Genomic DNA, 20,905 nt, shown 5'->3' on the forward strand with positions numbered 1-20,905 from the left:
TGACATCAAGGTCGCGCTTTCGGGCGCATGCTCACGCGCGCGGCGCGAGCAGGCCAGACGTTCCATGAAATCCTACATTGCAACGCGGCAGAGCGAACAGCGAAGCCAGGATCAATCGGAGGAAAGAGATAAGGCCGCCCCACGGCTTGATCTCCGCTGCGAACCCTCCCAGATTCGCGGCAGGGGGTATATTCGTGCGTATCATCACTCGTTTCAGGTCGCTTTTGGCGGCAACGGCGGCGCTTGCACTATCGACAGTCGGTTTTCCCCCGGCCGTCGAAGCGCAAGCTCCCAAATCGCCTCAGGCGATCTTCAACGAAGCCCAGGCCAGCTTCGAGGCGGGCCGCTGGAAGGAAGCATCTGACCTGTTCGACCGGGCACTGCAAACACCGAAGCTCGGCCGTGCGGCGGCGGCGGCGATTCGGGCGCGACGTGCCAGTGCGCTATTCCACCTGTTCGATCGCGCCCTCGCCCGCGAGGAGGCCGAAAAGTCGATTGCGGCCTTCGAGGCATTAGGCGTGGCGAAGAGCGAAGATCTGGCGCTCGCTTATCTGACGCTGGGCGATATGGCGCGGGGAGATCTGGACGGCTCGCGCGCCGTGGCGATGTATGGCAAAGCACTGGCGGTGACGGAAGGCTCGGAGGAAGCCACACACAAGCGCTGGGCACGCGTGGGCACGGGCTATGCCGCGCTGACGAGCGATCCCGCACTGGTGGCGAACCTGATCGACCAACAGCTGGCCGACGATGATGCCGCCCAGATTCCCGTCGACAATGAACGTGGCAATCTGCTGGCGCTGCGAGCGCTTGCCGAGCTGAATCGCGGCGACGCGCGCAAGGCTGCCGGCTTCATCGAGAAAGCGCTGGACATCGTGGGGCGCGAGACGACCAAGGTGGGGCTGACGCAGATCCGCGTGCGGAGCGACGCCGCCCTGATCTATGCCCGCCTGGGCGACGAAGAGCGGGCGCGAAAATTCTTCGCTTATTCGGGCGCGGGACGGCTGAAGGAGGGCGCGAACCTGGTGCCGGCCGACGTGGACCTGCCTGTGTGCGGCGACGACATCTCTCCGAAGGACGTGGCCGTGATCGAGTTCGCGATCGGCGCGGACGGGCATGCGGCGGGCGCGGTGCCGGTCTATGCCAGCCGGACCGGAACGATGGGCGCGACCTTCGCCGAATCCGTCGTCCATTGGCGATGGCAACCGGAGACGCTCGCCAAGCTGGACCTGTTCTGGCGGGCCGCCGTGCGGATGGAATTGCGCTGCGTGAAGCGGCCGCCCGCGATCGACATCGCCGATGCCTTTCGTATCTCAACCGAGGCATGGTTGGCCGGCAAGGGCGTGACCGTGGCTCTGGACGATCCCACGGCGCGCCCGATCGCGGCCGGCGACGGCGCGCGGATGGCGGCGATCGCCAACGACCTCCTCGCGCTGAAGGGCCGTGACGAGGAGGCCGCCGCAGCAGCCGCGCAGACCCTGCCCGATCGACTGGCGAAGGCGAGCGCGCCCGCCGACGTGATGGCTTATGCCGCCTACAAGGCGATCCGGCCACGAACATCGGGATCGCGATCCTCTTATTATGCAGCCGTCGCGACCCGCTTCGCGCCGATCGTCGCCACGTTCGAGGCGCGCCCCGATGCCGGCCGTGCGACCGCATGGCTGCGCACCGAATATGCGCTAGCCCTGGAATCGAGCGGCGCGATCGGTAAGGCACCTCCGATCCTGCGTGCCGTGGTGGAGACATCGCCCGCGATATTGCCGGCCGACGATCCGGTGCGCAGCGTGGCCACGCTGCACCTGGCGATGCTGGACAAGCGCGCGGGCGATGCGGCTGGGGCCGAAGCCAGGCTGGCGGCCGCCGGCATGGACGCCGAGCAATGCTCGCTGCTGAACGTGCGCCCGGTGGCGCGCAACACGTCTCTTTCGAGCGGCATTTTTCCGGCGGCCGCCTTGCGCTGGGGATTCGAAGGCTATGTGCGCGAGGCCTTCGACATCGCGGCCGATGGCCATGTGGAGGATGTGCGCACGATCGTCGCCTACCCCCCCTTCATCTTCGGACCGGCAACCGAGAAGGCGATGACGGGATTCCGCTATCTGCCGCCGACATTGGGCGACCAGGCTGTCGGCTGCGTGGGCCAGACCCACGGCGTCCGGTTCAGTATTCCCTCGGGATAAGCCCGGAGGCAAGCCGATCGAACTCGCCAACGGCGAAGGCACCGGCCTTCGCCAGGGCGAGCCGGCCATGAGCATCGATGATATAGGTGGTCGGCACGGCATTGCGGATCGGGTGATAGGCTTCCGCGCCACGCGGGAGCGTTTTTGCGATGGGAATCCCCATCGCATCGGCCTGCGCCTTCAGTCTGGCGGGCGCCCGCGCCTTGTCGACATCGATCGCGAAGATCACCACGCGATCATTACCCTGCCTGCGGGCGAAGGCGTCCATCTCGGCCAGTTCACGCCGACAGGGTACGCACCAGATCGCCCAGAAATTCAGAATCACGAGTCTGCCGGCAAGATCTTCCGAGCGGATGATGCGGCCATCGAGAAGAGCGACGGTGAACGGTGCCGCCCGCTCCGGCGCGGGCGAGGCACTCATGAAAAGGAGCATCAGCATCGGAGCCACAAGCAGCCGGCACATCCTGCGATCCACGCCCAATCCCGGCTCCTCCCACCGCCCAAAGCCTCTTTTCCTCTTGTCCGCCCGGATTGGAAAGGGTGAGGATGCAGCAGGACAAGCGCGGGATCGAATGCGGACGAGGCTGAGCATCTGCCGGCGCAAGGCGCGCTTCGCATCGGGCGAGGAGGCGCTGGCGGCCGCGCTCGCCGCCAGCATCACGCTGCGCCCCTATCGCTGCGACCGGTGTGGTGCCTATCACCTGACCAGCCGCACCAAGGGAAAGCGCCCCCTGCCCGGCTCTGCCTGATCCAGGCGGGCACGAGATGGGCCGCTCCCCCCTCCGCGCCGCGACAGGCGGGGAGGAGAGGATCGATCAGCCCTTGCTCGCGGCCTTTTTGGCAGCCGGCTTTTTGGCCGGAGCCTTTTTCGCGGGCGCCTTCTTCGCAGCGGCCGCCTTGGGCGCGGCCTTCTTCTTCGCCTTGCCCTTGGCCGGGCCTTTCGCGGCGCGCTCGGCCAGCAGCGCGAGCGCCGCTTCCTCCGTCAGCGTCTTGGGATCCGTGCCCTTGGGGAGCGTCGCATTGGTCTCGCCATCGGTGACATAGGGGCCGAAGCGGCCTTCCATCACCTTCACCGGCTTGCCCGTGACGGGGCTGTCGCCGAAGGCGGCGATCGGTTCGCGTGAGGCGGTGCGCGCACCGCGCCCGCCGCCGGCCGCCGCCTCGGCCAGCTTGGTCACGGCGAGATTCATGCCCGTTTCGAACACCTCGGCGGTGGACTGGAGGCGCGCATATTTGCCGTCGTGCATCAGATAGGGGCCATAGCGGCCGATCGAGGCCGTAATCTCCTTGCCCGTTTCCGGATGCGCGCCCACCGTGCGCGGCAGCGAGAGCAGCCTGAGCGCCATTTCCAGCTCCACCTCGCCCACATCCTTGGGGATGGAGGCGCGCTTGGCATCCTTTTCATCACCCAGCTGGACATAGGCGCCGAAGCGGCCCGTGCGGCGCGTTACCTCCGCGCCCGTCGCCGGATCGCGGCCCAGCTCGACCGGGCCGGCATCGGCCGATTCCTCGCTGCCGCCCTGCGCGAAGCGCCGCGTATATTTGCACTCCGGATAGTTGGAGCAGGCGACGAACGCGCCGAAGCGGCCGCCGCGCAGCGCGAGCCGCCCATTGCCGCAATTGGGGCAGAGGCGCGCATCCTTGCCATCGCCCTTGTCGGGGAACAGGAAGGGCTCGAGGAAAGTATCCAGCGCAGCCGTCACTTCGGACGGCTTCTGATCGGCCACCTCCACCGTCTTGGGCTTGAAATCGCGCCAGAAGGCCTCGAGAACGGCCTGCCAGTCGGCCCGGCCACCCGATACGTCATCCAGCTGGTCTTCGAGGCCGGCCGTGAAATCATAGGAGACGTAGCGTTCGAAGAAGCGCTCCAGGAAAGCGGTCAGCAGTCGCCCCGTCTCGTTCGCATGGAAGCGATTCTTCTCCAGCTTCACATATTCGCGATCCTTCAGCGTCTGCAGGATCGAGGCATAGGTGGAAGGGCGGCCGATGCCGAGTTCCTCCATCTTCTTGACGAGGCTGGCTTCCGAATAGCGCGGCGGCGGCTGGGTGAAATGCTGTTCGGCCAGCACATCCTTCTTCGCCGGCGCATCGCCGTCGCCCATGCGGGGCAGGCGCCTGGCATCCTCGTCGCCCTCGCCCGCCTCGGCCTGTTGGCCGGACCGGCCCACAGGATCATCGCGGCCTTCTTCATAGAGGGCGAGATAGCCGGGAAAGAGCACGACCTGGCCGGTGGCGCGCAGCGTGTGACTGCCCGAGCCATCGACCAGTTCGACAGTGGTGCGTTCCAGCCGGGCCGACGCCATCTGGCTGGCGAGCGCGCGCTTCCAGACGAGTTCGTAAAGGCGCGCATGATCGCCGCCGCCGATCCGGTCGCGGCCGAAATCGGTGGGGCGGATCGCCTCATGCGCTTCCTGCGCATTCTTGGCCTTGGTGGTGTACTGGCGTGGCTTGTCCGGCACGTAACTGCCGTCATAGCGGTTCGCAATGGCGCCGCGCGCAGCAGAGATGGCGCTGCCATCCATCTGCACGCCATCCGTACGCATGTAGGTGATCGCGCCCTGCTCGTAGAGATCCTGGGCCACGCGCATCGTGTGGCTGGCGGAAAAGCCCAGCTTGCGCGCGGCTTCCTGCTGGAGGGTGGAGGTGGTGAAGGGCGGCGGGGGATTGCGCGTGAGCGGCTTGGTCTCGACACTCTCGACCGAGAAGCGGCCCGCTTCCACATCGCGCTTTGCCGCCTCGGCATCGCCCTGATTGCCGATGGAGAGGCGATCGAGCTTCTGCCCTTTCCAGCGGACGAGGCGGGCGGAAAAGCCCACGCCATCCTGCTCCAGGCTGGCGACGACCGACCAATATTCCTGCGCGCGGAACAGCTCTATCTCGCGCTCGCGATCGACGACGAGGCGGAGCGCCACCGACTGGACGCGGCCCGCCGACTTGGCACCCGGCAGCTTGCGCCACAGCACGGGCGAAAGCGTGAAGCCCACCAGATAATCAAGCGCGCGGCGCGCCCGATAGGCATCGATCAGATCCTCGTCGAGCGCGCGGGGATGGGCCATGGCATCCAGCACGGCCGCCTTGGTGATGGCGTTGAAGGTGACGCGGCGCACGTCCGCCGGCAGCACCTTGCGCTTCTTCAGCACTTCCTGGACGTGCCAGCTGATCGCCTCCCCCTCGCGATCGGGATCGGTAGCCAGGATCAGCGAATCGGCGCCCTTGGCCTCGTCCGCGATCGCCTTCAGCCGCGTCGCCTTGTCCGGATAGGTCTCCCACTCCATCGCAAAGCCCTGGTCCGGATCGACCGAGCCGTCTTTGGCGGGAAGATCCCGGACATGGCCATAAGAGGCGAGCACCTTGTGGCCCGGGCCGAGATAAGTCTCGATCGTTTTGGCCTTGGCGGGAGATTCTACGACGACCAGTTTCATGGAGTTCTTGCCGTTCCTTCACGTACGCGTGCGAGGGTGGCGACCGGATGAGGCCCTGGTCAAGCGTGGCTTGGCCGAAGCGGATGAGGGCCGAGCGGAATGGCGGCACAGACGTGCCCGCCGTCGCCTTTTCGGTTTCCCCGGCCGCCGCCGATCCGAATCGGGGAAGGGAATGTTCGATACGGATCCGAAATAGTTCCATTTCCGGAACTTTCAGTTCCTGCTAAGGAATCATGTTTAACACGGAGGCTCGTGAAAGTTTCCGGCAAAATATGGCGAAGGGCGTAGAGTTCGTGCGGGCTGTGGCGGCGTGTCTTGCTGGCCTTTGGGCCGTGCTCGCGCAGAGCGCGCCGGCGCAATCGCCAGTGGACCGGGCGCGCCTGGAGAAGGATGTACTTGCGGCACTGAATTCCGCCCGCACCGATCCCACCGCTTATGCCGGCGGCCTCAAGACCTATCGCGGTTTCTTCAAAGCCAATGTGGTGACGATGCCCGGCAATCCTGTCGATTTCGAAACCGTGGAAGGCACGGTGCCGGTGGATGAGGCGATCACCTATCTGGGAGGGCAGCCGCTGCTGGCGCCTCTCGCCCCGGCCGAGATCCTCACCGCCGCCGCCGCCGATCATGTCGCCGAACAGAGCGTATCGGGCCGCACGGGCCATTATGGCGCGGATGGATCCGCCCCCGGCGATCGCGTGATGAAGCATGGCGGCGGCCCGCTGGTAGCGGAGGTGATCGCCTATGGCGCGGTGGACGCGGCCGACGTGATCCGCCAGCTCGTGATCGACGATGGCGTGCCGGATCGCGGACATCGCACCGTGCTGTTCGCGCCGCGCCTGCGCTATGCGGGCGTGGCCTGCGGGCCGCATCCGGAATTCAAGACGATGTGCGTGATCGACATGGCCGATACGCCAGACGCGCTGAATCCCGGCGCGCTGCGCCGCGTGCGCGTGGCCGCGAGCGACGAGCGCGATAAGAAGAAGTAGGCGCCTTCCGTCCGGATCGCGATCACCGGTAGGAAACGGAGAGATCCAGCACGAAGATGGCGCGCTTCGTTGTCGCGCCGGACTGGAAGCGGGGCGGCGCCATCGCCACGATATTGCACAGATCGACCGAACGGCCCTGCATTTCCAGCGGACGGACGCTCGTGCATTTGCCCATCGATCCATCCGGATTGACCACGATCTCCGCCTCGGCCAGCAGCAGATAGAAATCGGGAGTTCGCTCGGCGCCATGCTGGGGCAGGCCCTCATAGCTCACCTGCAGGCGGACATCGCTGACCCGCGCCTTGCGATTGTCCGTACCCATCAGATTCGCGAGGAAGCCGCGCTCGCCGAACGGGCCGCAATTGTTGCCGCTCTGGCCGAAGCGCGTGGCGCCAGACCCGCTCATCGTGCATTCCACGACATCGCCGGCCGGGCCGATGATCGCATGCGCATCGAAGGTCCGCTCGCTGATCTCCTCCGTGGTGCGCGCGGGCAGCCGCCAGCGAACGACCTGCTCGAACGTGGCCGTGGTGGGACGTCCCTTGCGATCGACCATCGGGTGGAATCGCGCGCGCGCCATCAGCGCCTTGCAGGTGGCCGCTTCCAGCGCCGCATTGCCGACGCCCTTCACGATCCGGCAGGCACTGGGCTTGCCCTCCGTATCGATCTCCACCGCGAAGTGGATGACGCCTGCCGCCTTCTGGGCGATGGCGACGGGAGGATAATCGCCGGGCTGAAACCAGTTCGCCTGACTGCCGATGGGCACGAGCGTCCGATAGAGTTTCGGCGGAGGCGCGGAAGGGCCGGAGGCGGGCACGGCGCCCGCCGTCGCAGCCCCCGCGAGCATCGCCGCCATCCACGCCATCATCCGCTTTCTCCCCGCCTCCGGCCCCGCGACCGCCCCCGCGCGCGCCCGCTATCCCCATGCGCCGCCGACTGTGACGGCGCGGCGCGCTCACCTCAACCGGAAAGGCTCGCGCGGCCGCCGGCATGCCGATCCAGCCGGCCGGCCAGCTCCAGTTCGAGCAACACGATCTGCACCACGGCCGGCGCGAGGCTGGACAGGCGCACCAGTTCATCCACGTCCACCGGCACGGGGCCCAGAAGATCCGTGACAATACTCCGCTCCCGATCCGCGACGTCGAGCGGGACGGGATCCTCGCGGACGAGGCCGACGAGGCGGCCGGGGCCGCGTCCGAAGGGGGCCAGCGCCTCGATCACGTCGGCCGCGCCCTGCACCAGCGTGGCGCCATCGCGGATCAGCAGATTGCAGCCCTGCGCGCGCGGATCGAGCGGTGATCCGGGCACGGCCATCACCTCCCGCCCCGCTTCATTCGCGAGGCGCGCGGTGATGAGCGAGCCGGATTTGGGCGCGGCTTCCACCACGATCGTGCCCGAGGCGAGGCCCGCGATGATCCGGTTGCGATAGGGGAAGTGGCGCGCGCGAGGCTCCGTGCCCGGCGGCTGTTCCGCCACCAGCAGGCCGCGCTCGGCGATGGCGCGCTGGAGCCGTTCATTTTCAGGGGGGTAGAAAATATCCGCGCCGCCCGCGACGACGCCCACCGTACCGCCCTCCAGCGCGCCGACATGCGCCGCCGTATCGATCCCGCGCGCAAGCCCGGACACGACCACCCAGCCCTCCCCGGCCAGATCATGCGCGAGGGAGCGCGCGAAGCGGACGGCGGCGGCCGAGGCATTGCGCGCGCCCACCATCGCCACCAGCGGCCGCGCCGCGAGCGCGGGATCGCCCAGAACGATCAGCGCGGGCGGCGCATCCTCCAGCTCCGCGAGCAGGGGAGGAAAACCGGGGCGGCCCAGCAGCCAGTAGCGGCCGCCCAGCGCCGCCACGCGGCCAAGCTCGCGCGCCACATCGCCTTCGGCGGCGACGCGCGGGGCCGGTCCGCCGCCGCGCCGGGCGAGATCGGGCAGAGCGCGAATCGCGGCGCCAGCCGAGCCGAAGCGCACAAGGAGCTGCCCGAAGGTGACAGGCCCGATGGACGGGGTACGGATCAGCCTGAGCCGGTCGAGCGCGTCGGCGTCGAACGCCGCCGGATCGATCGCCTCAGCGCTGGCCAATGCGCGGCTCTGTGCCGGCGAAGAGTCGGGAAAGATTCGTGCGATGCGTCCACAGCACGGTGAGCGCGAAGGCAAGGAACATCATCGTGAGGCCGGGCTGGAAGAAATAGGCCGCGCACACCGGCGTCAGCAGGGCAGCCGCCATGCCACCGACCGAGGAATGGCGGGTGAGCAAGGAGGCGCCGATCCACACGATCGCGAAGGTGAGGCCACAGGGCCAGAAGAGCGCCAGCGCGATGCCGAGGTAGGTGGCGATCCCCTTGCCGCCGCGAAACCGCAGCCAGACGGGAAAGATATGCCCATAGAAAGCAGCGACGCCCGCAAGCGGCCCCAGCCCGGCCATCACCCATTCCGCGATCAGCACGGCGACCGCGCCCTTGCCGGCATCGAGGATCACCGTCGCGGCGGCCAGCCCCTTGCGGCCGGTGCGCAACACATTGGTTGCGCCGATATTGCCCGAGCCGATCGAGCGGAGATCCCCCGCCCCTCCGATCCGCGCCACCAGCAGCCCGAACGGAATCGAGCCGAGAAGATAGGCGCCGATCGCGACCAGCGCGGGAACCATCCAAGCATTCAAGAGATCGTCCCCCACGGCGCTCAGGGTAGAGCAACCGGGGCGGGATGCAATTGATCTGAATCAGCCCGCGAACAAAAGGCAAACACCATGCGCGCGCCACGCATGTAGCGCCGCGCATCGCATGGGCCAGCCCGCCGCCGCGCGAACGGCGGACCGACAGATCGGATCGGGGCCGAGTGGCCAGCCCCGATGCCGATCTTCCCGGTCAGATGCGGTTGATCGCGCCCTTCACGGCGCCCTTGGCCTTTTGCAGATCGCCCTTGGCTTCCTGCGCATCGCCTTCGGCGCGAAGATCGGGCCGGTCGGTCGCGTCGCCGATCGCGCGCTTTACCTTGCCGATGGTCTCGTTTGCCGCACCCTTCACCTTGTCCGCAATCTCTCCCATGACGCTACCTCCACCAAGACGATCCAGCGGAATGCTGAAATCATTGGGAAAAACGGGCGAGAGACGGTGATGTTCCGGCGGCGGCTTCCGTCTCGTCGCACAATCGGCCATGGGTTTCGCCGTGACCAGATTCCTGCCCCTCGCCACGGCGGCGCTGCTGACGTCGCTTCTCGCCGGCTGCGCGACGCCGCTCGCGCCCAAGCCGGCGCCAGTGACAGCGCCACCGCCCCCGGCCGCTGCGCCTGCGCCACCACCGGAGGCGCAGGAGTGGCGCGATCTGCCGCTCTCGCCGGGCGACTGGGCCTATGCGCAGGATGCGGCCGGATCCTCGGCCCGGTTCGGCCCGGCCGGCGCACCCGCGCTCACGATCCGCTGCGACAGAGCCACGCATCGCATCCGCTTGCTGGTGACGGGGGCCGGGGCTGGCACGATGACGGTGACGACATCCTATGCCGGCCGCGATCTGCCACAGGCTGCGGGATCGGGCGGCCAGATGGAGGCGAGCCTGCCGGCAGCCGACCCCTTCCTCGACCGGATCGCCTTCAGCCGGGGCCGCGTTTCCTATGCCGTGCCCGGCCGGCCATTGCTGATGGTGCCCGCCTGGGCGGAGCCGGCGCGCGTGATCGAGGATTGCCGGGGCTGATCGATCGCCGCGGCGACGGCGGCCCGAGCCTGCCCCGCGAAGCGCAGTATCCTGACGCGAAAAAACTTTGAATCAAGGCCTTGCGACGCGCCAAAATCTGACTCACATTCGCTTTGCTCTTCAACATAGCGAAAGGAGGTGATCCGATGTCTCATGGTTCAGCTTGGGGGTCGGTTCAGTCCGTTCGGGAGACGCGCTGCTGAAATCTTGATCCTCGCCGGGGCCGTCGCGGATGCGGGGGCGTTGGCGATATCGATCAAGGTGTTCAGATAAGCGCCGGGGGTCTCCCGGGCCGATTATCCGGCCGCTGACCATGTATGAAGGGCCACCGGGGCATTGCCGCGGTGGCCCTTTTGGTCTGGAGGCCGATCACCGCCACGCCACCATCGGCGGCGACGGATGGCCCGCTTTCCCGCTGGTGACGCTGGACGGGCAGCCGCCGCTTTCCGCCGGCCCTCAGGATCGCTCCAGCAGTTCATCCCGCACGCGGATCGCCGCCACGGCGATGCGGACCTCGATCAGGAACAGGGTGAGGCTGGCGATCAGCAGCATCAGCGAGACGGCGAACAGCAGCGAGAGCGTGCGCGCAAAGCCGACGCCCACCAGCCGCGCGAGGAAGATGCCTGCAACGAGGCTGCACAGGAGCACCGCACTGGCCGTGCACAGGAAGATCGAATTGCTGACGATCGCCATGCGCCGATCGAGCAGCCGCAATTCCCGCACCTGCCATTCGTGGCGGGGATCGCCGCGCGGCGTGAAATTCTGTTCGATATCGCGCGCGCGATCCACGATCCGGGCCAGCCGGCCCGTGAGCATGTTCAACACCAGCCCGATGCCATTCAAAAGAAAGACCGGGGCCAACGCGAACTGGATGTCGCGCGCGAGCCCCGGCAGGCTGGAAATGCGAAAGACGTCGTCCAGGCCGACGGGCAGCGCCATCAGCCCGCCCGCAGGCCCGTATTGACGCCCATCGACTGGAGATATTTCTTCACGTTGCGCGCCGCCTGGCGCAGGCGCTGCTCATTTTCGACGAGCGCGATGCGCACATAGCCCTCGCCATTTTCGCCATAACCGACGCCCGGTGCCACCGCGACCTTGGCATGGGTGAGCAGCTGCTTCGAGAATTCGAGGCTGCCGAGATGGGCGAGCGCCGGCGGCAGCGGCGCCCAGGCGAACATCGAGGCGCGGGGGCTTGGAATATCCCATCCGGCCCGCGCGAAGCTTTCCACCAGCACGTCGCGGCGCTTGTGATACAGCTGGCGGTTCTGCTCGACGATATCCTGCGGGCCATTGAGCGCGGCGCAGGCGGCAGCCTGGATCGGCGTGAAGGCGCCATAATCCAGATAGGATTTCACGCGCGTCATCGCCGCGATCAGCTGCTTGTTGCCCACCGCGAAGCCGATCCGCCAGCCAGCCATCGAGAAGGTCTTGGAAAGCGAGGTGAACTCGATCGCCACGTCCTTCGCACCCTTCACCTGCAGAATCGATGGCGTGGGCTTTCCATCATAATAAAGCTCCGAATAAGCAAGATCGGAGATGATCCAGACCTTGTGCTCCTTCGCCCACGCCACCAGCCGCTCGTAAAAGGCGAGGTCCACCGTCTCGGCCGTAGGATTCGACGGATAGTTGACGACGAGGATCGACGGGCGCGGCACCGTGAAGGCCATCGCGCGATCCAGCGCGCGGAAATAATCCTCGTCCGGCGTGGTCGGCACGGCGCGGATCGTGGCGCCAGCGATGATGAAGCCGAACGTGTGGATCGGATAGGAAGGATTGGGCGCGAGGATCACGTCGCCGGGCGCCGTGATCGCGGTGGCGAGGCTGGCCAGCCCCTCCTTCGATCCCATGGTGACGACCACTTCCGTCTCGGGATCGACATCCACGCCGAAGCGGCGCGCATAATAGCCGGCCTGCGCCTTGCGGAGCCCGGGAATGCCCTTCGACGCCGAATAGCCGTGCGCATCCGGCTTCTGCGCCACTTCCACCAGCTTCGCGATCACGTGCGGCGGCGGCGGCAGATCGGGATTGCCCATGCCGAGATCGATAATGTCCTCTCCGCCCGCGCGCGCCGCCGCCCGCATCGCATTCACTTCGGCGATGATATAGGGTGGCAAACGGCGGATGCGGTAGAAGTCTTCGGTCATTTCGTCCTCGATAGAAAGGCCCGGAAAGAGGCGGCGCGGATCGCCCGTTCTTTCCGAAGCGGTTGCGCTATAGGCGGTTTGCTGGCCAATTGGCAGTGCGAAGGCCAGACGGGAGAGATTGATGGCGAAGGCCGGTGACAAGCCGCATGACGGCGGCGCGATCCTCGACGAAATGGCTCACTGGACCGGTGTGATCGGCGAGGCGCAGCAGATGCTGATGGAGCATGGCGCGAGCGCCGCCATGAAGGCGGGCGATGATTTCATGGCACAGATGGCGCAGATGCCGCCGATCGATCCCGCTGGCATGGCCAATGCCCCGGGCACGATGTGGGCCGAGACGCTGGGCTTCTGGCGATCGATGCTGCCGGCGAGCGAGGGGCTGGGCGCGGACCGCCGCTTCGCCGCGCCGGACTGGCAGGAGCCGCTGTTCGATCTGATCCGCCAGAGCTATGCGCTCGTCGCGGACCAGTTCCTTTCGGTGATCGATCATGCGCCGGGCCTCGACGCGCGCCAACAGGAGCAGCTGCGCTTCGCCGCGCGCAATTTCGTCGACGCGATGAGCCCCACCAACTTCCCCTTCACCAACCCCCAGGTGGTGGCGAAGATCGTGGAGACGCGCGGGCAGAATCTCATCACCGGGCTCCAGCGGATGCTGGAGGATGCCGCCTCCGGCCAGATCCGCCATGTCGGCAAGGACGCGTTCGAGGTGGGCCGCGATATCGCCACCACGCCGGGCAAGGTCGTTTACGAAGCGCCGCTCTTCCAGCTGATCCAGTATAGCCCGACGACCGAGAGCGTATCGGAAATCCCGCTCATCATCTTTCCGCCGTGGATCAACCGCTTCTACATCCTCGATCTCAGCCCGCAGAAGAGCTTCGTGAAGTGGGCGACGGACCAGGGTCTCACCGTCTTCATGGTTTCGTGGAAATCGGCGGACGCCAGCATCGCCCATGTGATGATGGACGATTATGTCATCAACGGGGAATGGGAGGCGATCGAGGTCGTCACCCGCCTGCTGGACGTGCCGAAGGCGCATGTGATCGGCTATTGCGTGGCAGGCACGGCGCTTTCGATGCTGCTGGCCTGGGCAGCCGCGACCGGCAATGCCGAAAAGGTGGCGAGCGCGACCTTCTTCACCGCGCAGGTGGATTTCAGCGAGGCGGGCGATCTTTCGCTGTTCGTGGACGATGCGCAACTGGCCCTGATGGAATCGATCGCCAAGGACGGCATCTTCGACGGGCGCTTCATGGCGGCAACCTTCAACCTGCTGCGCAGCCGCGACCTGATCTGGAACTATGTCGTCAACAATTACCTGCTGGCGGACGACTATAAGAGCTTCGACCTGCTCCACTGGAATGGCGACGTCACCAACCTGCCCGCCGAATGGCAGCGCCGCTACCTGACCGAGCTTTATCGCGACAATCTGCTGGTGAAGCCCGGCGCGCTTTCCGTGGCGGGCACGCCGATCGACCTGACGACGGTGAAGACGCCAGCCTATGTGCAGGCGGGGCGCGAGGATCATATCGCGCCGCCCGGCAGCGTGTGGAAGATGACGCAGTATCTGGCCGGGCCGCTGCGCTTCGTGCTCGCCGGATCGGGGCATATCGCCGGCGTGGTGAACCCGCCCTCCGCCAACAAATATCAATATTGGATCAACGATAAGCCGGCCGCGTCGCTCGAAGAATTCGTCGCGGGCGCGGTGGAGCACAAGGGAAGCTGGTGGCCGGACTGGATGGCGTGGATCGCCACGCTCGACGGCAGGACGGTGCCAGCGGAGGGCGCGCGCATCCCCGGCGAGGGCGTGCTGCCCGCGATCGAGGATGCGCCGGGCCGCTACGTGCGGATGCGATAAGGGGGCCGGGCGGCCCATCTCAGCCGGATCGATATTCCTCGTTGCGGCGGATGCCGCGCGCGACGCGCGCGACAGTCTCCGCGATCCGCTTCGCGCGCGTCTTCGGCCGCTTCGCGCCGATCACCCATTCGATATAATCGCGTCGCTGGCCGGGCGCGAAACCCGCAAACCGGGCCTGCGCCCCGGCATCGGCCGCGAGCGCGGCGGCCAGATCATCCGGCACCGGCAGATCGGGCTTCGCCGCGCGGGGCGCGGCCGCAGGCTTCGGCGCGCGTGCATCCGCCGCCTGCGCGCGGATCAGGGCGACCAGTTCCCGGCGCGGCGGCAGATCGGCCGATGAGAGCAGCCGTCCGAACTGGCCGGCGCCCTCCGCCTCACGCCCCGTTTCCGGCCCGCGCCAGAAGCCGAAGCCGCAATGGGCCTTGAACGCCGCCATGAAGGCGAAAGGCCGCCCGTCCAGCTCGAAGAAGGGGCGGCCCCATTTGATCGTCTCGCTCAGTGTCGGCTCCGCCTCATGCAGCGCGGCGCGCAGCTCGATCAGAATCGGCCGGGCGAAATCGCCCGCCTTCGCGATCGCGGCATCGATGCGGGGGTCGCTCGCCATGCCCCATCCTGCGCCCGCCGGCCGCCGCCACGCAAGATGAACGGCACGTAGTTTTCGGTTCACGCAACCGAGGCCGCGCGACTTCGTTCTCCCCTCGTAATAAAAAGAGGAACGGACGATGAAGACCTTCATTCTCGGCGCCGCGCTGGCCGCCATGACCCTGCCGCTCTCCGCACCCGCGCTGGCCGATCCGCCGCGCGATCATGGCCGCGGCGATCATGACAATGGCAGGGGCTGGCGCAAAGGCGGGAATCGCGGTCGCGACGATTGGCGCGGCTATCGCAACTATGACTGGAATCGGCCCGACCAGCGCTATGGCGGCTATGATGCCGCCCGCTATTATCGCGACGGGCGCGGCTATCGCGAACGCCGCATCGGCCGCAACGACCGTATCTATCGCGGCAACAACGGCCGTTATTATTGCCGTCGCACCGATGGCACGACCGGCCTGATCGTGGGCGGCGCGCTGGGCGGCCTGCTCGGCAACACGCTGGCCAATGGCCGCTCCAGCACGGTCGCCACGCTGCTGGGCGCCACCGGCGGCGCGCTGCTGGGCCAGTCGGTCGATCGGGGAAATATCCGCTGCCGCTGAACGACAGGCTAATATCGGGCTCAGCCTCCGTTAAGTCGCTGCCCGATATTCGCCATGACAGCGTCGGATAGCTCCGATCGCAAAGGAGACAGGGAATGCGTCAGTGGATTTTCGCCGCGTTGATCGCCGCGACCGCGCCGGTGGCTTTCGCCACGCCGGCCGTCGCGCAATCGCCGGCAGCGGTGGAGCAGCGTTGGGCCGATGCCCAGCGCCGCTATCAGATCGAGACGGATCGTTATTACGCCGAGCGCGATCTTTATTATGCGTCGCGTCGCGGCGGCTATCGTCAGGCTCCGCCGCCTCCGGGCGCCTATGGCGCGGGTTATGACGATGATCGCTATGATCCGAACTTCGATCCGGCCCGCCACTATCGCCCCGGCGATCGCGAGCAGGTGCTGAGTTCCGACGACCGCGTCTATGCCGGCAATGACGGCCGCTATTACTGCAAGCGTTCGGACGGCACGACCGGCCTGATCGTGGGCGGCGCGGCCGGCGGCGTGCTGGGCAACGTGATCGACGGCGGCCATTCGCGCACCGCGGGCACGCTCATCGGCGCCGCGATCGGCGCGCTGGCCGGCAAGGCCGTCGACCAGAACCAGCAGCAGATCAAGTGCCGCTGAAGCGCTGACGATCGAAGCGAAAAGAGGAAGGCCCATCGCCCGGAAGGACGGTGGGCCTTTTTCCATGCCGGCCGATGCGCGGCATCGTGCGCGCCCACGTTCGTGAGAGCGCCGCTAGGCGACCGGCCTCAGCTTCGCGCCGATGATGTGCCAGCTCCTCTGCGCGGCGGTGGCGCCATCCACATCATTCACCCGGCGCAGCGTGAAGCTGCCCGCATAATGCTGGCGGCGGCCATCCCGCAGCGCCGCATCCACCCTCACCCGGACCTCGCAATAGACGCTGCCAGCGGCACCTTCCGCCACAAAGGGCGGCAGCGGCGTGACGCGCACATGCGCCGTATCGGCATAGCCGGCGCGAAGCTGCGCGAGCGTGGAGCGCCCGTGCCAGAGCCGCCAGGCGGCACGATAATCACGCGCCTCGACCGCCGCATAATAATGCCGCACCACGGCGGTCGCCGCCTCCGGCGAGGCTTCGGCAGGCGGCGTGGCGGATGCGGGCCATGGCGCAAGGGCCGCCAGGGCGGCGGCGAACGGCGCGATCATGCGGATCAGGCCGCCAGCGCGGCGATCCGCGCCGGGGCGCCCTTGCCCGGCTCGTCGAGCGAAGGGCGGCCGCGCCCCATCGACCAATTGCCCTGCATCCGCACCTTGGGATTGGGCGCGCACCAGATCTCCCCGCTTTCATCGAGCACGACCACCCACAGCAGATCGAATTCCTGCCCGTAATCGATCACGGCGACGGCATAGCCATCGCCTTTTCCGACGACGGTCATCGGCAGGGGCGGTTCAAGCTGGGTGAAGGTGGAGGACATGGGCATCGCCTCGGAAAGGATCGATGCGAAAACCCGCCCGGATCGCCCCGGTTCCCCCACAGGCTTTTGAAAAGGCGCGACTTCAGGCCGCTCGCCAATCTTCGATCCGCACCGCATAGTCTGCGGCCGCCGCCGCGCGCTGCGCCTCGTCCAGCCGGTTGGCGCGATAGACGAGGAAGGGATCGCTCCACGCGAGCGCGCAGCGATGCGCGGTGGAATGGAGCGGCTTCAGCAGATCCGCGAGCGGAAAGAGGTTCACGCCCTCCGGGCTGTAAGCCTCCGGCGTGTTGCCGGCGGTGGCCGCCACAAGCAGCGGCATGCCCTTGATCCGCGCACCCTCCTCCTCCGGCTTGATATAGAACATGCGCGTCAGCACGCTGTTCTGCCATGCGAGCAGAAGCGGCGGCGGCAGATACCAGTGGATCGGAAATTGCAGGATGAGCCGGTCGGCCGCCAGCAATCGCGCCACTTCCACCCCGACATCCAGCGTCCGGATATCGGGATAGAGCGCGGCCATGTTGACGAGCGTGACGCCATCGAGCGCGGCCGCCGCATCGGCCAGCGCGCGCCCGGTGCGCGACTTTTCATGCTCGGGATGGAACCAGAGGAGGAGCGTGCTCATGCGCCCCGCCCCCTCACGCCGTTTCCAGCAGGCGCTCCTTGGCGATCTTCTCCCGCCAGACGAGTGGCCCCGTGGTGTGGACGCTGGTGCCCGTCGCATCCACCGCGACGGTGACCGGCATGTCCTTCACCTCGAATTCGTAGATCGCCTCCATGCCGAGATCCTCGAAGCCGACGACCCTGGCGCCCTTGATCGCGCGGGCGACGAGATAGGCGGCGCCGCCCACGGCCATCAGATAGGCCGACTTCGCCTCCTTGATCGCCTCGATCGCTGCGGGGCCGCGCTCCGCCTTGCCGACCATCGCCAGCAGGCCCTGATCGAGCATCATCTTCGTGAACTTGTCCATGCGGGTCGCGGTGGTGGGGCCGGCGGGGCCGACCACCTCATCCCGCACCGGATCGACCGGGCCGACATAATAGATCACGCGGCCGGCAAATTCGACGGGGAGTTCCTCGCCCTTCACCAGCATATCCTGGATGCGCTTGTGCGCGGCATCGCGGCCCGTGAGCATCTTGCCGTTGAGCAGCAGGCGATCGCCCGGCTTCCACGAGGCGACCACCTCGGGCGTGAGCGTATCGAGATCGACGCGGATCGATTCCTTCGACGGCGCCCATTCCACCTTCGGCCATTCATTGAGATCCGGCACCGGCATATAGGCCGGCCCTTCGCCCTTCAGCGTGAAATGCGCGTGGCGGGTGGCGGCGCAGTTCGGGATCATCGCCACGGGCTTGCCCGCCGCATGGCAGGGCGCGTCCATGATCTTCACGTCGAGGATGGTGGAAAGCCCGCCCAGCCCCTGCGCCCCGATGCCGAGCGCGTTGACCTTGTCGAATATCTCGATGCGCATCCGCTCGATATCGGTCTGGGCGCCGCGCTGCTTGAGCTGACCCATGTCGATCGGATCCATCAGCGCCTTCTTGGCGAGCAGCACGCAATGCTCCGCCGTGCCGCCGATGCCGATGCCGAGCATGCCGGGCGGGCACCAGCCCGCGCCCATCTGGGGCAACATTTCCAGCACCCAATCGACGATCGAATCCGAGGGATTCATCATCTTGAACTTGGACTTGTTCTCCGAGCCGCCGCCCTTGGCCGCGACATCCACCGTCACCTTGTTGCCCGGCACCATTTCGACATGGAGGACGGAGGGCGTATTGTCCTTCGTGTTGCGGCGCGTGAAGGCGGGATCGGCCAGTACCGAGGCGCGCAGCCGGTTTTCAGGGTGGAGATAGGCGCAGCGCACGCCTTCATCGACGACCTCCTGCAACGAGCGGCCGCCGGCATCCATGCGGCACTCCATGCCCCATTTCACGAAGACGTTGACGATGCCCGTATCCTGGCAGATCGGGCGATGCCCCTCCGCGCACATGCGGCTGTTCGTCAGGATCTGCGCGATCGCATCCTTGGCGGCCGGCCCCTGCTCCGCCTCATACGCCTCTCCTAGCGCCCGGATATAATCCATGGGGTGATAGTAAGAGATGTACTGGAGCGCATCGGCGACGCTCTCGATCAGGTCTTCTGGGCGGATGGTGACGGTCATGAGACTTCCCCGGATGCGCTTTTGAAAAATCGCTTAGCGGCTTTCTCGCGATTGCGAAATGATCTGGCCGGCCGGCCCGGCGGCCCGATCAGGCAGCCTCCGGCCCTTCCCCGAACAGGCGCAAGCCGGAGACCTCCTCGGCCGTGAGATCGATGCCGAACATCAGGCTCAGCCGCATGCGCAGCACGCGCGGATCGGTGATCTCGCCCTCGTTCGACTGATCCTTGCTGTGGCGCCGATAGGCGAGGCCGTTCAGCGTGGCGAAGCCATGCGGCAGCGGGATGCTGATGATCGGCGCCACCAGGAAGCGGCTCTGGGGTGATTTGTTGACCCAGAAATTGCCCAGTTCCAGATCCGACGGGAAGGCCGTTTCCAGCGTGAAGCTGAACTGATTCTGCCAGCCTTCGCCCGGGCTGCGCCCATCCGTGCCGCCGGCATGGCCCTCCCGGCTCAGCATCCAGCCGAATTCGGGATCGCGGGCGAGGCGGAAGCGCGCGCCATCGGGTGCATCGGCTTCCTCCCCGTCCGCCAGCGGCATGGGCAGGGCATAGCTGCCACCGAAGCCCGCATCGGCGATCCAGTCCTGCCCGTCGATCGTGACGAGCGCGAGCGTATGCGTGAGCGGCGGCACGGCCTTCGGCTGCCCCAGCCAGACGCGCGCGAGCAGCGGCCGCGCCTGAAAGCCGAGTGCCTCCAGCGCATCCAGGAACAATTGGCCATGTTCGAAGCAATAGCCGCCGCGCCGCTGGCTCACGAGCTTGGCGAAGACGCTGGTCGAATCGATGCGGATGTCACGGCCGAGCAGGACATCGAAATTTTCGAACGGGATCGTCAGGCGATGCGCGCGCTGGACGGCGGCGAGCCCCTCCGCATCGGCGGCGGGCCTTTCCTTGAGACCGATGCGGGCGAGATAGGAATCGAGGGCGAAGGGGAGCTTGAGCAAATCCATGCCGGGCCTATCGCGCCGCGCGGCGGAGCGGGCAAGGCTTGTAGCGGCCTGCGCGGCTCCGTCGATCCGGATCCTAGCGCAGCGGCTTCCTTGCATAACGCTGGAGCCGCGCCGGCACCCAATCGTCGACGAAGTGGGCGTAGCGGACGCGCCAGTCCGTCTTGTCGGTGCTGGCGGGCCGCGTCTGGAAGGTGGTCGTGCGGGTGGGCACCTTCTTCGCGTCGGTCGGGAAGGCCGTGTAATAATAGGTCGCAATCGACCGGCGCGACCGATCCGGCGGGCAGGTGAGCGGCTCGGGCTGGCCATGGAAGCTCTGGAGCGTCGTGCTGAACACCACGGCGCGCGACAGCACCGGCAGGACGGACGTCGCCGCCTTGCGCATCTTCTTGTCCCACAACTCCAGATGGCCGCCGTAGGATTCCTCCCAATCCTCGTTCAGATAGACGAGCAGGTTGAGCCGGCGCTCCACCTTCATCTCGCTATGCACATTGAAATCGGCATGCACGCTGAGATGGCCGCCCTTCAGCGTCTCGTGCAGGCCGCCGCCCGAATAATAAGGATCGGAAATCAGATCGGGTATGCCGGTCATTTCCGAAAGAAAGGCGAGGAAGGGCTCGCCATTCAGCTCGGCCAGCAGATTGCGGATCAGGCCGCTCCCGATCGTGTTCGGATTGAACTGATATTTGAAGCGTTCCTGCGCGCGATCGAAATAGTCCCGCCCATCGCGCGAGGGAAATTCGGCCAGCACGCGGCGCAGCACATCGGCATCGAGGAAATCATCCATCACGATGTGCGGAAACGGATGCGCCGACTGATATTGCTCCGCGCGCAGCTTGCCCTCGCGCACGCACTGGTCGCGATCAAAGTGAAGATAACCGCCGGTATCTTGAAGATCGAGGATCGCCATGCT

Annotated in this window: 22 protein-coding genes; 7 read left to right on the top strand and 15 right to left on the bottom strand. The window is 66.8% G+C overall.

The window, feature by feature from the left end; genetic code table 11:
• The first annotated feature begins 194 nt into the window (after nucleotides 1–194).
• The gene (locus tag DI605_RS06005; protein ID WP_293970544.1) at nucleotides 195–2,174 is read left to right on the top strand and encodes an energy transducer TonB; all 1,980 of its coding nucleotides are present in this window, start codon (nucleotides 195–197) and stop codon (nucleotides 2,172–2,174) included.
• Here the strand turns inward: DI605_RS06005 and DI605_RS06010 are convergent.
• Nucleotides 2,155–2,637: a TlpA disulfide reductase family protein gene (locus DI605_RS06010; RefSeq protein ID WP_293970547.1), complete on the bottom strand. Its 483-nt coding sequence runs from the start codon at nucleotides 2,635–2,637 to the stop codon at nucleotides 2,155–2,157. The genes DI605_RS06005 and DI605_RS06010 overlap by 20 nt on opposite strands.
• A 109-nt stretch (nucleotides 2,638–2,746) precedes the next feature.
• On the opposite strand from DI605_RS06010, the gene DI605_RS06015 reads away from it, so the two are divergent.
• Nucleotides 2,747–2,923, top strand: coding sequence for a hypothetical protein (locus tag DI605_RS06015; protein WP_293970550.1), 177 nt, complete (start codon nucleotides 2,747–2,749; stop codon nucleotides 2,921–2,923).
• A 66-nt stretch (nucleotides 2,924–2,989) separates the two neighbouring features.
• On the opposite strand, the gene topA is transcribed toward DI605_RS06015, so the two are convergent.
• Nucleotides 2,990–5,596, bottom strand: coding sequence for a type I DNA topoisomerase (gene topA, locus DI605_RS06020; protein ID WP_293970553.1), 2,607 nt, complete (start codon nucleotides 5,594–5,596; stop codon nucleotides 2,990–2,992).
• A gap of 272 nt (nucleotides 5,597–5,868) precedes the next feature.
• On the opposite strand from topA, the gene DI605_RS06025 reads away from it, so the two are divergent.
• Nucleotides 5,869–6,582: a CAP domain-containing protein gene (locus DI605_RS06025; protein ID WP_293970556.1), complete on the top strand. Its 714-nt coding sequence runs from the start codon at nucleotides 5,869–5,871 to the stop codon at nucleotides 6,580–6,582.
• A 22-nt stretch (nucleotides 6,583–6,604) separates the two neighbouring features.
• On the opposite strand, the gene DI605_RS06030 is transcribed toward DI605_RS06025, so the two are convergent.
• From DI605_RS06030 to DI605_RS06045, 4 genes are all read right to left on the bottom strand, one after another.
• The gene (locus DI605_RS06030; RefSeq protein ID WP_293970558.1) at nucleotides 6,605–7,450 is read right to left on the bottom strand and encodes an energy transducer TonB; all 846 of its coding nucleotides are present in this window, start codon (nucleotides 7,448–7,450) and stop codon (nucleotides 6,605–6,607) included.
• A gap of 92 nt (nucleotides 7,451–7,542) precedes the next feature.
• Entirely contained in the window at nucleotides 7,543–8,658 is a 1,116-nt protein-coding gene (gene dprA, locus DI605_RS06035) for a DNA-processing protein DprA (RefSeq protein WP_293970561.1), read from the bottom strand.
• Nucleotides 8,645–9,223, bottom strand: coding sequence for a glycerol-3-phosphate 1-O-acyltransferase PlsY (gene plsY, locus DI605_RS06040; RefSeq protein WP_293970564.1), 579 nt, complete (start codon nucleotides 9,221–9,223; stop codon nucleotides 8,645–8,647). Before plsY ends, dprA begins: the two co-directional genes overlap by 14 nt.
• Nucleotides 9,224–9,440: 217 nt before the next feature.
• Nucleotides 9,441–9,620, bottom strand: a complete 180-nt coding sequence (locus tag DI605_RS06045; protein ID WP_293971390.1) for a CsbD family protein — start codon at nucleotides 9,618–9,620, stop codon at nucleotides 9,441–9,443.
• A gap of 121 nt (nucleotides 9,621–9,741) precedes the next feature.
• Here DI605_RS06045 and DI605_RS06050 point away from each other — a divergent pair, with 121 nt between their 5' ends.
• Complete coding sequence (locus DI605_RS06050; protein WP_293970567.1) at nucleotides 9,742–10,263, top strand: hypothetical protein; 522 nt, start codon at nucleotides 9,742–9,744, stop codon at nucleotides 10,261–10,263.
• A gap of 456 nt (nucleotides 10,264–10,719) precedes the next feature.
• Here the strand turns inward: DI605_RS06050 and DI605_RS06055 are convergent, their stop codons facing one another.
• Together DI605_RS06055 and DI605_RS06060 are read right to left on the bottom strand one after the other, a co-directional pair.
• Nucleotides 10,720–11,202, bottom strand: coding sequence for a DUF2721 domain-containing protein (locus tag DI605_RS06055; protein WP_293970570.1), 483 nt, complete (start codon nucleotides 11,200–11,202; stop codon nucleotides 10,720–10,722).
• Nucleotides 11,202–12,407 (bottom strand): LL-diaminopimelate aminotransferase, encoded by a 1,206-nt coding sequence (locus DI605_RS06060; protein WP_293970573.1) that lies wholly within the window; start codon nucleotides 12,405–12,407, stop codon nucleotides 11,202–11,204. Before DI605_RS06060 ends, DI605_RS06055 begins: the two co-directional genes overlap by 1 nt.
• Before the next feature lie 121 nt (nucleotides 12,408–12,528).
• On the opposite strand from DI605_RS06060, the gene DI605_RS06065 reads away from it, so the two are divergent.
• Nucleotides 12,529–14,259 carry a class I poly(R)-hydroxyalkanoic acid synthase gene (locus DI605_RS06065; protein ID WP_293970576.1) on the top strand — a complete coding sequence of 577 codons (1,731 nt, stop codon included), beginning with the start codon at nucleotides 12,529–12,531 and terminating at the stop codon, nucleotides 14,257–14,259.
• Between the two features lie 19 nt (nucleotides 14,260–14,278).
• Here DI605_RS06065 and DI605_RS06070 read toward each other — a convergent pair whose 3' ends face one another.
• A complete protein-coding gene (locus tag DI605_RS06070; RefSeq protein ID WP_293970579.1) occupies nucleotides 14,279–14,863 on the bottom strand; it encodes a YdeI/OmpD-associated family protein in 585 nt (194 codons plus the stop codon).
• A 118-nt stretch (nucleotides 14,864–14,981) separates the two neighbouring features.
• On the opposite strand from DI605_RS06070, the gene DI605_RS06075 reads away from it, so the two are divergent.
• Together DI605_RS06075 and DI605_RS06080 are read left to right on the top strand one after the other, a co-directional pair.
• On the top strand, nucleotides 14,982–15,455 hold the full coding sequence (locus tag DI605_RS06075; protein WP_293970582.1) for a glycine zipper 2TM domain-containing protein: 474 nt from the start codon (nucleotides 14,982–14,984) through the stop codon (nucleotides 15,453–15,455).
• A gap of 95 nt (nucleotides 15,456–15,550) precedes the next feature.
• Nucleotides 15,551–16,075, top strand: coding sequence for a glycine zipper 2TM domain-containing protein (locus DI605_RS06080; protein ID WP_293970585.1), 525 nt, complete (start codon nucleotides 15,551–15,553; stop codon nucleotides 16,073–16,075).
• 114 nt (nucleotides 16,076–16,189) lie between these two features.
• On the opposite strand, the gene DI605_RS06085 is transcribed toward DI605_RS06080, so the two are convergent.
• The 6 genes from DI605_RS06085 to DI605_RS06110 all read right to left on the bottom strand — a co-directional run bounded on the left by DI605_RS06085 (nucleotide 16,190) and on the right by DI605_RS06110 (nucleotide 20,902).
• A complete protein-coding gene (locus DI605_RS06085; protein ID WP_293970588.1) occupies nucleotides 16,190–16,618 on the bottom strand; it encodes a hypothetical protein in 429 nt (142 codons plus the stop codon).
• Between the two features lie 5 nt (nucleotides 16,619–16,623).
• The gene (locus DI605_RS06090; RefSeq protein WP_293970591.1) at nucleotides 16,624–16,887 is read right to left on the bottom strand and encodes a hypothetical protein; all 264 of its coding nucleotides are present in this window, start codon (nucleotides 16,885–16,887) and stop codon (nucleotides 16,624–16,626) included.
• An 82-nt stretch (nucleotides 16,888–16,969) separates the two neighbouring features.
• Nucleotides 16,970–17,509, bottom strand: a complete 540-nt coding sequence (locus DI605_RS06095) for an NAD(P)H-dependent oxidoreductase (RefSeq protein ID WP_293970594.1) — start codon at nucleotides 17,507–17,509, stop codon at nucleotides 16,970–16,972.
• A gap of 13 nt (nucleotides 17,510–17,522) precedes the next feature.
• Complete coding sequence (locus DI605_RS06100; RefSeq protein WP_293970596.1) at nucleotides 17,523–19,046, bottom strand: fumarate hydratase; 1,524 nt, start codon at nucleotides 19,044–19,046, stop codon at nucleotides 17,523–17,525.
• Between the two features lie 88 nt (nucleotides 19,047–19,134).
• Nucleotides 19,135–19,995 carry an arylamine N-acetyltransferase gene (locus tag DI605_RS06105; RefSeq protein WP_293970599.1) on the bottom strand — a complete coding sequence of 287 codons (861 nt, stop codon included), beginning with the start codon at nucleotides 19,993–19,995 and terminating at the stop codon, nucleotides 19,135–19,137.
• 73 nt (nucleotides 19,996–20,068) lie between these two features.
• The gene (locus tag DI605_RS06110) at nucleotides 20,069–20,902 is read right to left on the bottom strand and encodes a 2OG-Fe(II) oxygenase (RefSeq protein WP_293970602.1); all 834 of its coding nucleotides are present in this window, start codon (nucleotides 20,900–20,902) and stop codon (nucleotides 20,069–20,071) included.
• Between the last annotated feature and the right edge of the window lie 3 nt (nucleotides 20,903–20,905).

The sequence above is a fragment of the Sphingomonas sp. genome (assembly GCF_003248515.1).
GTDB lineage: Bacteria > Pseudomonadota > Alphaproteobacteria > Sphingomonadales > Sphingomonadaceae > Sphingomonas_I.

Excerpts from the sequence above, each read along its gene's own strand:
- DI605_RS06010 (WP_293970547.1), bottom strand. The coding sequence starts at position 2,637 with ATGTGCCGGCTGCTTGTGGCTCCGATGCTGATGCTCCTTTTCATGAGT.
- DI605_RS06015 (WP_293970550.1), top strand. The coding sequence starts at position 2,747 with ATGCGGACGAGGCTGAGCATCTGCCGGCGCAAGGCGCGCTTCGCATCG.
- topA (WP_293970553.1), bottom strand. The coding sequence starts at position 5,596 with ATGAAACTGGTCGTCGTAGAATCTCCCGCCAAGGCCAAAACGATCGAG.
- DI605_RS06025 (WP_293970556.1), top strand. The coding sequence starts at position 5,869 with ATGGCGAAGGGCGTAGAGTTCGTGCGGGCTGTGGCGGCGTGTCTTGCT.
- DI605_RS06030 (WP_293970558.1), bottom strand. The coding sequence starts at position 7,450 with ATGATGGCGTGGATGGCGGCGATGCTCGCGGGGGCTGCGACGGCGGGC.
- plsY (WP_293970564.1), bottom strand. The coding sequence starts at position 9,223 with ATGGTTCCCGCGCTGGTCGCGATCGGCGCCTATCTTCTCGGCTCGATT.
- DI605_RS06045 (WP_293971390.1), bottom strand. The coding sequence starts at position 9,620 with ATGGGAGAGATTGCGGACAAGGTGAAGGGTGCGGCAAACGAGACCATC.
- DI605_RS06055 (WP_293970570.1), bottom strand. The coding sequence starts at position 11,202 with ATGGCGCTGCCCGTCGGCCTGGACGACGTCTTTCGCATTTCCAGCCTG.
- DI605_RS06060 (WP_293970573.1), bottom strand. The coding sequence starts at position 12,407 with ATGACCGAAGACTTCTACCGCATCCGCCGTTTGCCACCCTATATCATC.
- DI605_RS06065 (WP_293970576.1), top strand. The coding sequence starts at position 12,529 with ATGGCGAAGGCCGGTGACAAGCCGCATGACGGCGGCGCGATCCTCGAC.
- DI605_RS06070 (WP_293970579.1), bottom strand. The coding sequence starts at position 14,863 with ATGGCGAGCGACCCCCGCATCGATGCCGCGATCGCGAAGGCGGGCGAT.
- DI605_RS06075 (WP_293970582.1), top strand. The coding sequence starts at position 14,982 with ATGAAGACCTTCATTCTCGGCGCCGCGCTGGCCGCCATGACCCTGCCG.
- DI605_RS06080 (WP_293970585.1), top strand. The coding sequence starts at position 15,551 with ATGCGTCAGTGGATTTTCGCCGCGTTGATCGCCGCGACCGCGCCGGTG.
- DI605_RS06085 (WP_293970588.1), bottom strand. The coding sequence starts at position 16,618 with ATGATCGCGCCGTTCGCCGCCGCCCTGGCGGCCCTTGCGCCATGGCCC.
- DI605_RS06090 (WP_293970591.1), bottom strand. The coding sequence starts at position 16,887 with ATGTCCTCCACCTTCACCCAGCTTGAACCGCCCCTGCCGATGACCGTC.
- DI605_RS06095 (WP_293970594.1), bottom strand. The coding sequence starts at position 17,509 with ATGAGCACGCTCCTCCTCTGGTTCCATCCCGAGCATGAAAAGTCGCGC.
- DI605_RS06100 (WP_293970596.1), bottom strand. The coding sequence starts at position 19,046 with ATGACCGTCACCATCCGCCCAGAAGACCTGATCGAGAGCGTCGCCGAT.
- DI605_RS06105 (WP_293970599.1), bottom strand. The coding sequence starts at position 19,995 with ATGGATTTGCTCAAGCTCCCCTTCGCCCTCGATTCCTATCTCGCCCGC.
- DI605_RS06110 (WP_293970602.1), bottom strand. The coding sequence starts at position 20,902 with ATGGCGATCCTCGATCTTCAAGATACCGGCGGTTATCTTCACTTTGAT.